Source organism: Agrococcus versicolor (genome assembly GCF_039531815.1).
In the GTDB taxonomy this organism is placed as follows: Bacteria; Actinomycetota; Actinomycetes; order Actinomycetales; family Microbacteriaceae; genus Agrococcus; species Agrococcus versicolor.
In genome coordinates, this window is record NZ_BAAAQT010000006.1 from 698,666 (window position 1) to 709,115 (window position 10,450).

8 protein-coding genes are annotated in these 10,450 nt (G+C 73.3%); all 8 read left to right on the forward strand.

The genetic code is table 11. The features are described 5' to 3' along the window. Positions 1-12: 12 nt before the first annotated feature. Genes ABD249_RS11685 through ABD249_RS11720 form a run of 8 tightly spaced genes read left to right on the forward strand, consistent with a single transcriptional unit; the run spans position 13 to position 10,269 of the window. Entirely contained in the window at positions 13-1,542 is a 1,530-nt protein-coding gene (locus tag ABD249_RS11685) for a Mur ligase family protein (RefSeq protein ID WP_344343720.1), read from the forward strand. Beyond that, positions 1,539-2,927: a UDP-N-acetylmuramoyl-tripeptide--D-alanyl-D-alanine ligase gene (locus ABD249_RS11690; protein ID WP_344343722.1), complete on the forward strand. Its 1,389-nt coding sequence runs from the start codon at positions 1,539-1,541 to the stop codon at positions 2,925-2,927. The genes ABD249_RS11685 and ABD249_RS11690 overlap by 4 nt, the downstream gene beginning before the upstream one ends. Next, on the forward strand, positions 2,924-4,069 hold the full coding sequence (mraY, locus tag ABD249_RS11695; protein ID WP_344343724.1) for a phospho-N-acetylmuramoyl-pentapeptide-transferase: 1,146 nt from the start codon (positions 2,924-2,926) through the stop codon (positions 4,067-4,069). Before ABD249_RS11690 ends, mraY begins: the two co-directional genes overlap by 4 nt. Next, a complete protein-coding gene (gene murD / locus ABD249_RS11700) occupies positions 4,062-5,510 on the forward strand; it encodes a UDP-N-acetylmuramoyl-L-alanine--D-glutamate ligase (RefSeq protein ID WP_344343726.1) in 1,449 nt (482 codons plus the stop codon). Before mraY ends, murD begins: the two co-directional genes overlap by 8 nt. A gap of 13 nt (positions 5,511-5,523) precedes the next feature. Continuing rightward, entirely contained in the window at positions 5,524-6,735 is a 1,212-nt protein-coding gene (gene ftsW / locus ABD249_RS11705; RefSeq protein WP_344343728.1) for a putative lipid II flippase FtsW, read from the forward strand. After that, entirely contained in the window at positions 6,735-7,814 is a 1,080-nt protein-coding gene (locus tag ABD249_RS11710) for a UDP-N-acetylglucosamine--N-acetylmuramyl-(pentapeptide) pyrophosphoryl-undecaprenol N-acetylglucosamine transferase (protein WP_344343730.1), read from the forward strand. Before ftsW ends, ABD249_RS11710 begins: the two co-directional genes overlap by 1 nt. Beyond that, positions 7,811-9,217: a UDP-N-acetylmuramate--L-alanine ligase gene (gene murC / locus ABD249_RS11715; protein ID WP_344343732.1), complete on the forward strand. Its 1,407-nt coding sequence runs from the start codon at positions 7,811-7,813 to the stop codon at positions 9,215-9,217. Before ABD249_RS11710 ends, murC begins: the two co-directional genes overlap by 4 nt. Further along, positions 9,214-10,269 (forward strand): cell division protein FtsQ/DivIB, encoded by a 1,056-nt coding sequence (locus ABD249_RS11720; protein WP_344343734.1) that lies wholly within the window; start codon positions 9,214-9,216, stop codon positions 10,267-10,269. Before murC ends, ABD249_RS11720 begins: the two co-directional genes overlap by 4 nt. Positions 10,270-10,450 lie beyond the last annotated feature (181 nt).

Sequence of the window (10,450 nt, forward strand, 5' to 3'; positions counted from 1 at the left end):
GACGGTGGAACGGTGGAGGGAGTCGTCCCGCCGATCCTGAGGCCCGAGCATCCGACGCCCAGGCCGCTGAGCGCCCTCGTCGACGAGTTCGCGCTCGAGACGATCGGCGACGCGGACGGCGTCGAGGTCACGGGGATCACGAACGCATCGCACGACGTGCGTCCCGGCGACATCTTCGCGGCCCTGCCCGGCCTGCGCAGGCACGGCGCCGAGTTCGCGGCCGACGCGATCGCCCGCGGCGCGGTCGCGGTCGTCACCGACCGCGCAGGCGCCTCGATCACGCGCGTCGACGCGCCGGTCATCGTGCTCGACGACCCGCGCGCCGCGCTCGGCGAGGTGGCGGCGTGGGTCTACCGCACCCGCGAGGACGCCCCGCGGCTCTACGGCATCACCGGCACGAACGGCAAGACGTCGACGGCCTTCATGCTCGAGGGCCTGCTCGTCGACCTCGGCTTCGTCACGGGCCTGTCGAGCACGGCCGAGCGGCACGTGGGCGACGAGGTCGTCACCTCCAAGCTCACGACGCCCGAGGCGAGCGAGCTGCACGCGCTGCTGGCGCGCATGCGCGAGGCCGGCGTCCGTGCCGCCGTGCTCGAGGTCAGCGCCCAGGCGATCGAGCGGCACCGCGTCGACGGCGTCGAGTTCGACGTCGTGTCCTTCACGAACCTCAGCCACGACCACCTCGACGACTACGGCTCCATGGAGGCGTACTTCGCCGTGAAGCTCGAGCTGTTCACGCCCGACCGCGCCGAGCGCGGCGTCGTGTGCGTCGACTCCGAGTGGGGCAGGAGGGTCGCCGAGGAGACCCGCATCCCCGTCACGACCGTGTCGTCCGGCGACGCCGAGGCCGACTGGCACGTCGAGGTGCTGCAGGAGCGCGTCGACGGCACGCGATTCGCGCTCGTCGGGCGCGAGCGCACGATCGAGGTCGAGATCCCGTTCATCGGGCGGCACCTCGCGGTCGACGCGGCGATCGCGATCCTCATGCTCGTCGAGGACGGCTTCGAGATCGACGCGATCGTCGAGTCGGTCGCCCGCGGCGTGCGCGCCATGCTGCCCGGTCGCATGGAGCGCGTCTCGGGCGACCGCGGCCCCGCGCTCTTCGTCGACTACGGCCACAGCCCCGACGCCTTCCAGCACACGCTCGAGGCGCTGCGGCGCGTCACGCCCGGCCGGCTGCTGTTCGTCTTCGGCGCCGACGGCGACCGCGACGCGACGAAGCGCGCCGAGATGGGCCGCATCGGCGCGACGTTCGCCGACGAGGTCATCGTCACCGACTTCAACCCGCGCACCGAGGATGCCGAGCGCATCCGGGCGCAGATCCTCGAGGGCGCGCGCGCCGTCGACGGCGCGCGCGTGCACGAGGTGAGCCCCGAGGAGGACGCCATCCGTCTCGCCACGACGATCGCCGGCCCCGGCGACACCATCCTCTGGGCGGGCCCCGGCGACGCCGACTACCGCGACGTCGCGGGCGTGCGCGAGCCGTTCGTGGCGCGCGAGGTCGCCGTGCTGGCCCTGCACGAGGCGGGCTGGACCGAGTGATCCCGCTGCAGGCATCCGACCTCGCACGCGTGGTCGGCGGGACGCTCGCGGGCGACGACGTGCTCGTGCGCGGCGGCGTGCAGACCGACTCGCGGCTCGTCGAGCCCGGCGACGTCTTCGTCGCGATGCCGGGCGAGGTCACCGACGGCCATCGCTTCGTCGCGACCGCCGTCGCGGCGGGCGCCGCGCTCGTGGTGTGCGAGCGCCCGATCGACGACGCGGTGCCGCACGTCGTCGTGCCCTCCGGCCTCGCCGCCCTCCAGGCGCTCGCCGCCCACGTCGTGGCCGCGATCCGCGAGGGCTGCACCATCGTCGGCATCACGGGCTCGAACGGCAAGACGACGACGAAGAACATGCTCCAGGCGATCCTCGAGCGCCACGGCGAGACCGTGAGCCCCGTGAAGTCGTTCAACAACGAGGTCGGCGCACCGATGACGATGCTGCGCGCGACGTCGTCGACGCGCTTCCTCGTGCTCGAGCTCGGCGCGAGCCGCGAGGGCGACATCGCCTCGCTCGTGCGCATCGCGATGCCCGACGTCGCGGTCGTGCTCAAGGTCGGGCTCGCCCACGCCGGCGAGTTCGGCGGCGTCGAGCGCACGCAGCGCGCCAAGCACGAGCTCGTGCGCGACCTGCCGGCCGACGCCGTCGCGATCCTCAACCACGACGACGACCGCGTCGCCTGGATGGCCGAGCGCACCGCGGCGCGCGTGCGCTGGTTCGGGCTCGAGGCCGTCGACGGCGGTCTGTGGGCCGACGACGTCGACTCGTCGATCGACGGCACGACCGCCACGGTCCGTCGCGGCGACGACGCATGGCCCATGACGCTGCGCATCCTCGGCGAGCACCACGTCATGAACGCCCTCGCCGCGCTCTCGGTCGCCGACGAGCTCGGCGTCGCGATCCCCGACGCCATCGCGGCGCTCGAGTCGATGGTGCGCGCGGAGCGCTGGCGCATGGAGCTCCTGCGGCCGGAGTCGGGCGTCGTGGTCATCAACGACTCGTACAACGCGAGCCCCGACTCGATGGCCGCCGCGCTGCGCACGCTCGCGCACGTCTCGCGGTCGTCCGCCGCGCGCTCGGTCGCCGTGATCGGCGCCATGACCGAGCTGGGCGACAGCCAGGTCGAGGAGCACGACCGCGTCGGACGACTCGTCGTGCGCCTCGGCATCGACCGGCTCGTCGTGGTCGGCGCGGGTGCGAAGGCCGTGCACGACGCCGCCGAGCACGAGTCGTCCTACGGCCAGGAGACGACGTACGTCGAGACGAGCGATCAGGCGCTCGCCCTGCTGCGCGCGACGCTGCAGCCCGGCGACGTCGTGCTCGTGAAGTCGTCGCTGTCGGCGGGCCTCAAGGACCTCGGCGACGCGGTCGGCGGCGTCGCATGATCGTCCTGCTCGTCTCCGCGACGATCTCGCTCGTCTTCGCCCTCGTGGCGACCCCCATCTACAAGCGGCTCGCGACGCGCCTCGGCTGGGGCCAGTTCATCCGGGCCGACGGTCCGCAGTCGCACCACACGAAGCGAGGCACGCCCCAGATGGGCGGCCTCGTCTTCATCGTGGCGACGATCGTCGGCTACTTCGGCGGCAAGGTCGTCGGCTCGCTCGACGGCGTGCCGAACCCGCCGTCGGCGCCGGCGATGCTCGTGCTGCTGCTCATGGTGGGCCTCGGGGCCGTCGGCTTCGTCGACGACTACCTCAAGGTGCGCAAGCGGCAGTCGCTCGGCCTCGGCGGGTGGGCGAAGATCGCCGGGCAGGTCGCGGTCGGCATCCTCTTCGCCGTGCTCGCGCTCCAGCTGCCCGACGAGCACGGCCAGACGCCCGCATCGACCGCGATCTCGGCCGTGCGCGACATCGAGTGGCTCGACCTGACGCGCCTCGGGCTCGTCGTGGGCATCGGGCTCGCCGTCCTGTGGTTCGTCTTCATCATCGTCGCGACGTCGAACGCCGTGAACGTGCTCGACGGCCTCGACGGCCTCGCCGCCGGCTCCACGATCTTCTCGGCGTCCGCATTCGTCCTCATCGGCTTCTGGCAGAACGGCCAGGCATGCCTCGGCGGCCTCGTCGACGCCGTCGCCCCGGGCGGCGCGGTCGACGCCGACCTCTACCGCTGCTATCCCGTGCAGGCGCCGCTCGACCTCGCGGTCGTCGCGGCGTGCCTCGGCGCGGCCCTCATCGGCTTCCTCTGGTACAACACGAGCCCCGCCGAGCTCTTCATGGGCGACGTCGGGTCGCTCGGGCTCGGCGGCGCGCTCGCGGGCCTCGCGATCCTCACGCACACGCAGCTCCTGCTCGTGCTCATCGCGGGCCTGCCCCTCGTCGTCACCGGCAGCGTCATCCTCCAGCGCGTCTACTTCAAGCTCACGAAGGGGCGGCGGATCTTCCTCATGAGCCCGCTGCACCACCACTTCGAGCTCAAGGGCTGGGCGGAGATCCGCATCGTCGTGCGCTTCTGGATCGTGTCGGGCCTCTTCGTCGCCCTCGCGGTCGGCCTCTTCTACCTCGATTGGGTGATCCATCCCGGTGCGTGACCTGACCGAGCTGCACAGCTGGCACGACGACTGGACCGGCATCCGCGCCGTCGTCCTCGGGCTCGGCGTCACGGGCTTCGCCGCCGCCGACACGCTCGTCGAGCTCGGCGCCCACGTGACGGTCGTCGCCGAGCGCGGCGACGAAGAGCGCGAGCGCATCCTCGCCGTGCTCGACGTCGACGTGCTCGTCGTCGACGCGGGGCAGGTGCCCGCGCCGCTCGCCGAGGCCGAGCTCGTCATCTCCTCGCCGGGACTCCCGCCGACCCATCCCTGGCTCGTCGGCGCCGCCGAGCGCGGCCAGACGGTCTGGGGCGACGTTGAGCTCGCCTGGCGCGTGCGCGACAAGGTGGAGGCGGCCGAGTGGCTGCTCGTCACCGGCACGAACGGCAAGACCACGACGACGCAGCTCGCCGCCCACATGCTGCAGGCCGGCGGGCTGCGCGTCGCCCCCGTCGGCAACATCGGCACGCCCGTGCTCGACGCCGTGCGCGACCCGGCGGGGTTCGACGTGCTCGTCGTCGAGCTCTCGTCGTTCCAGCTGCACGCGCTCGGACGCGTGTCGCCGCACTCGGCCGTGTGCCTCAACCTCGACGACGACCACCTCGACTGGCACGGGGGCGCCGACGCCTACCGCGCGGCCAAGGCGAAGGTGTACCGCGACGCACGCGTCGCCGCCATCTACAACGTCGCCGACCCCGCGACGATGGCGATGGTCGAGGAGGCCGACGTCGTCGAGGGCTGTCGCGCCATCGGCTTCGGGCTCGGCATGCCCGGCCTGTCCGAGCTCGGCATCGTCGAGGGCATCCTCGCCGACCGCGCGTTCCTCGACGAGCGCCGGTCGCAGGCGCTCGAGATCGCGACGCTCGAGGACCTCGAGGTCGCAGGCCTCGCCTCGCCCCACATGGCGCAGAACGTCCTGGCAGCGGCCGCGCTCGCGCGAGCCGTCGGCGTCGAGCCCGGCGCGATCCGCGACGCCATCCGCTCGTTCCGGCTCGACGCGCACCGCACGCAGCTCGTCGGCGAGGTCGACGGCGTGCGCTTCGTCGACGACTCGAAGGCGACGAACCCCCACGCGGCCAACGGGTCGCTCGCGGCGTTCGAGCCCGTCGTGTGGATCGTGGGCGGCCTGCTGAAGGGCGTCGACGTCGCGCCGCTCGTCGAGCGGCACGCCGGTCGCCTCCGCGCCGCCGTCGTCATCGGCGTCGATCGAGCACCCGTCGTCGCCGCGTTCGCGCGACACGCGCCCGGCATCCCCGTGGTCGAGGTCGACGAGCCCGACACTGGGGACGTCATGCGGATGGCGGTGACGGCTGCCCTGGCGCACGCGATCGGCGGCGACACGGTGCTCCTCGCTCCGGCAGCCGCATCGATGGACCAGTTCCAGGACTACGCCGACCGGGGACGCAGGTTCCAGGAGGCGGTTCGCGACCAGCGGTCGTGAGAGGGAGGTGCCCATGGCCTCGACGGTGATGGATGCCCCCGCGACGCCCGCGGCCGCCGGTCGCGGCAGCAGCGCGGTCGTGCGGCTGCGTCGACTGTTCCCGACCGTGACCGGCAACGAGCTGCTGCTCGCCGGCACGACGCTGTTCCTCGTCGTCTTCGGCCTCGTCATGGTGCTGTCGTCGTCGGCGATCGAGAGCCGCGCCGAGAACGGCAGCATGCTCGGCTCGTTCCAGCGTCAGGGGCTCTTCGCGCTCATCGGCGTGCCGCTCATGCTCGTCGGAAGCCGCATGCCGGCGACGTTCTGGCGGCGCATCTCCTGGGTCGCCCTCGTCGGCGGCCTCGGGCTGCAGGCGCTCGTGTTCGTGCCCGGCCTCGGCATCGAGATCGGCGGCAACCGCAACTGGCTGCTCATCGGCGGCTTCTCGCTGCAGCCCAGCGAGTTCCTCAAGCTCGCGCTCGTCGTGTGGATGGGCGCCGTGCTGTCGACGAAGGGCCAGCTCGTCGGCCGGTTCCTGCACGCGTGGATCCCCATCGTGCCGTTCGCGGGCGGCGCCATCGCGCTCGTGCTCCTCGGCAAGGACTTCGGCACGGCCGTCATCATGGTGATGCTCGTGCTCGGCGGCATGTGGTTCGCGGGCGTGCGCTGGTGGCACCTGCTGCTGCCGATGCTCGTCGTGATCGTCGCCGCCGTGCCGATCGCGATCTCGAGCGACTCGCGCGTGCAGCGCATCCAGACGTTCTTCGTCGGCTGCCAGAACACCGACGACGACTACTGGGGCCCGTGCTGGCAGCAGCTGCACGGCACGTGGGCCCTCGCGAACGGCGGCCTCTTCGGCGTCGGGCTCGGCAACTCGCGAGCGAAGTGGATGTGGCTCGCCGAGGCCGACAACGACTACATCTTCGCGATCATCGGCGAGGAGCTCGGGCTCGTCGGCGCCACGATCGTGCTGCTGCTGTTCCTGCTGCTCGCCATCGCGCTGCTGCGCATCATCCGCGACGCGCGCACCGCCATGACGCGCATCGTCACGGGCGGCGTGCTCGTCTGGCTCGTCGGTCAGGCGATCGTCAACGTGTGCGTCGTGCTCGGCCTGCTGCCGGTGCTCGGCGTGCCGTTGCCGCTCATCTCGGCGGGAGGCTCGCAGCTCATCGCGACGCTGCTGGCGATCGGCGTCGTGCTGTCGCTCGCGCGCAGCGACGCGCGCCTGCGTCAGACTGGAGCGTGATGGCGTCCTACCTGTTCGCCGGCGGAGGCACCGCCGGCCACGTGAATCCGCTGCTCGCGACGGCCGACCGCCTGCGGGAGCGCGAGCCCGATGCGCGCATCGTCGTGCTGGGCACGCAGGAGGGGCTCGAGCGCGAGCTCGTCCCGGCCTCCGGCTACGAGCTCGTCACGATCCCGAAGCTGCCCTTCCCGCGTCGGCCCGACGCGGCGGCTGCGCGCTTCGCGCGGTCGTGGGCGCCGACGGTGCGCCGCGTCCGCGCCCTGCTCGCCGAGCGCGACGTCGACGTCGTCGTGGGCTTCGGCGGCTACGCCTCGGCACCGGCCTACCGGGCGGCGCATCTCGCGCACGTGCCGCTCGCCATCCACGAGTCGAACGCGCGACCGGGGATGGCCAATCGCCTCGGCGCGCGCTGGTCTCGCCACGTGGGCCTGACGTACGAGCCGACGAGCCTGCCGGGCACGGTCGTCGGCATGCCGCTGCGCCGCTCGATCACGACGCTCGACCGGGCGGGGCTGCGCGCGACGGCGCGCGCGACTCTCGGGCTCGACGCCGACCGGCCGACGCTGCTCGTCACCGGAGGGTCGCAGGGCGCGCGCTCCATCAACCGCGCCGTCGTCGAGGGCGCGCAGGCGATCGTCGACGCCGGATGGCAGGTCCTGCACCTCTCCGGCGGCAGGCAGACCGACTTCGCCCCCGCGAGCGTCGAGCACTACGTCGCGGTCGAGTACCTCGACGGCATGCACCTCGCCTACGCCGCGGCCGACCTCGTGCTGTGCCGCGCCGGCAGCCTGACGGTGAGCGAGCTCATGGCCGTCGGCCTGCCGGCGGTCTACGTGCCGCTGCCGTTCGGCAACGGCGAGCAGGCGCTCAACGCCCACGACCAGGTCGCCGCGGGCGGCGCGATGCTCGTCGACGACGGCCTGCTCGCGAGCGGCTGGGTGCACGACGTGCTCGTGCCGCTGCTCGCCGACCACGACCGCGTCGCCGCCATGGCGGCGTCGACGCGCGGCTCCGGCATCGTCGACGGCGACGACCGGATGTGCGACCTCCTGCACGACGCGATGGAGCAGACCCGATGATCGAGCCCGACCTCACCCAGCCGATCCCCGAGGGCATCGAGCGCGTGCACATGATCGGCATCGGCGGCTCGGGCATGTCGGGCATCGCCCACATGCTGCTCGACGAGGGCGTGCGCGTCACGGGCTCCGACCGCTCGGGCTCGGCGACGGTGGATGCGCTCGTCGCGCACGGCGCCGTCGTCGCGATCGGCCACGCGGCGGAGCACCTGCCCGCCGACGTCGACGCCGTCGTCGTCACGAGCGCGCTGTGGCCGACGAACCCCGAGCTCGTCGCGGCGCAGGAGCGCGGCATCCCGGTGCTGCACCGCTCGCAGGCGCTGCACCTCCTCGCACGCGGCAAGCGGCTCGTCGCGGTCGCGGGCGCGCACGGCAAGACGACGTCGACCGGCATGGTGGCCTGGGCGCTGCACCGCCTCGACGCGGGCGCGGGCTACGTCAACGGCGGCACCATCGCGGGCCTCGGCGGCTCGAGCGCCCACGGCGACGGCGACCTCTTCGTGCTCGAGGCCGACGAGTCGGACGGATCCTTCCTGCTCTACGACGTCGCGGTCGCGCTCGTGACGAACGTCGACACCGACCACCTCGACCACTACGGCACGGCCGACGCGTTCGACGCGGCCTTCGCGACGTTCGCCGACGCGGCGTCGGAGTCGGTCGTCATCTCGAGCGACGACGAGGGTGCTCGCCGCGTGCGGGCGCTGCTGCGCCACGAGCACGTCACGACGTTCGGCGAGCGGGCGGACGCCGACGTGCGCGTGGTCGACGTCGTCACGGGCGAGGGCATCCGCTGCGTCGTCGAGCACGACGGCGCGCGGCACGAGATCGCCATGGAGGTCGTCGGCAGGCACAACGCCCTCAACGCCGCCGGCGCGTTCGCCGTGCTGCTGCGCCTGGGCATCCCCGCGGCCGACGCCGCGCGCGCGCTCTCGGGCTTCCGCGGCACGGGCCGCAGGTTCGAGTCGCACGGCGAGCGACGCGGCGTGCGCGTGTACGACGACTACGCGCACCACCCCGCCGAGGTCGAGGCAGCGCTGTCCGGGGCGCGCACCGTGCTCGGCCAGGGCAGGCTCATCGCCGTCCACCAGCCGCACCTGTACTCCCGCACGCGCGACATGGCGAGCGAGTTCGCCGCGGCGTACGAGCGGCTCGCCGACCACACGATCGTCCTCGACGTGTACGGGGCGCGCGAGGACCCGATCCCGGGCGTCACGGGCGCGCTCGTCTCCGACGCCTTCGACGACGCGGCGCACGTCGACTTCCTGCCGGACTGGCAGGCTGCCGCCGACCGCGTGGGCGAGCTCGCGCGCGAGGGCGATCTCGTCATGACGCTGTCGTGCGGCGACGTGTACCGGATCATCCCGCAGGTCCTCGCGTCGCTCGAGGCCACGGACGGCGAGGGGTGAGGCGACCGGAGGGCTTCGACGGGCCGCCCCGGCGTCCCGCCCAGCGCCCGGAGCCCGAGCCGACGCCGGGGGCCGAGCCGCCGCGCGAGCGGACGGCGCCGTCCGCGCGCGACCGCCCGACGCGTCCCGCGCCCGAGGCGCGAGACGTCGACGCCGAGGCGGCGGACGCCGCAGCCGAGGCGCCGATCGTCGCGCAGGCACGCGGACGCCGTCGCAGCGAGTCGCACGCGAGCCGCACCGACCGGCTGCTGCGCGATGCCGAGCTGCGCCGGCTGCGGCTCGCGCGCGCCGAGACCCGACGGGCGACGGCGGCCGCGCGCCGCGCCGAGCGTGCGAGCGCCCGTGCCGAGCGCTCCGAGGTGCGACGCTTCACGGCCGCCTCGCGCCGCCGGGTGCGCAGGGGAGCGATCGCCGTCGGCGTGCTCGCCGCGTCGTTCGCGCTGCTCGTCGGCCTCGTCCACTCGCCGCTCATGGCCGTGCGCGACATCGAGGTGCAGGGCTCGCAGCGCGTGGACGCCGTCGCGATCCAGGCGGCGCTCGGCGGCCAGCTCGGCCAGCCGATCGCGACCGTGACCGACGCGGGCATCCGCGAGGACCTCGAGCGCTTCACGGGCCTGCAGTCCTTCGTCGTCGACGTCGTGCCCCCGGGCACCATCGTCGTGCGCGTCGTCGAGCGGCAGCCCGTCGTCGTCGACGAGGTCGACGGGCAGGACGTCATGCTCGATCCGGCGGGCGTGGGGCTCGGCATGCCCGACGGGACGGCGCTGCCACGGCTCGAGTCGGTCGAGGTCGGCTCGGACGCCTACGTCGCCGTCGCCTCGTCGCTCGTGGCGATGCCGCAGGCGCTGCGCGCGCAGATCGCGACGATCACCGCGACGACGAGCGACGACGTCACGATGACGCTCGCGTCGGGGCAGCAGGTCGTGTGGGGGAGCGCCGAGGACGCGCGGCTCAAGGCCGACGTGCTCGCGGCGCTCGTCGCGGCGGCCGATCCCGCGACGCCCGTGACGTTCGACGTCAGCGCGCCCGAGCATCCCGTCGTGCGCCCCTGACGACGCACGTCGCCGACGCGCGCGGGCTGCGAATCCCGTCGATCGCATCGCGGCGCTGCGGCGTGTCTGAGTCGACGGGCACGGACGCGGCCCTACCGTCGGAATCGACAACGAATGCTGAGGAAATCTCTAAACCTCTACCTGAGGTTGAAGGTTTCGATCGAGGGGCCGGACCGTGACT

Coding starts and splice junctions, on each gene's coding strand:
- mraY (WP_344343724.1), top strand. CDS start 2,924: ATGATCGTCCTGCTCGTCTCCGCGACGATCTCGCTCGTCTTCGCCCTC.
- ftsW (WP_344343728.1), top strand. CDS start 5,524: ATGGCCTCGACGGTGATGGATGCCCCCGCGACGCCCGCGGCCGCCGGT.
- ABD249_RS11710 (WP_344343730.1), top strand. CDS start 6,735: ATGGCGTCCTACCTGTTCGCCGGCGGAGGCACCGCCGGCCACGTGAAT.
- murC (WP_344343732.1), top strand. CDS start 7,811: ATGATCGAGCCCGACCTCACCCAGCCGATCCCCGAGGGCATCGAGCGC.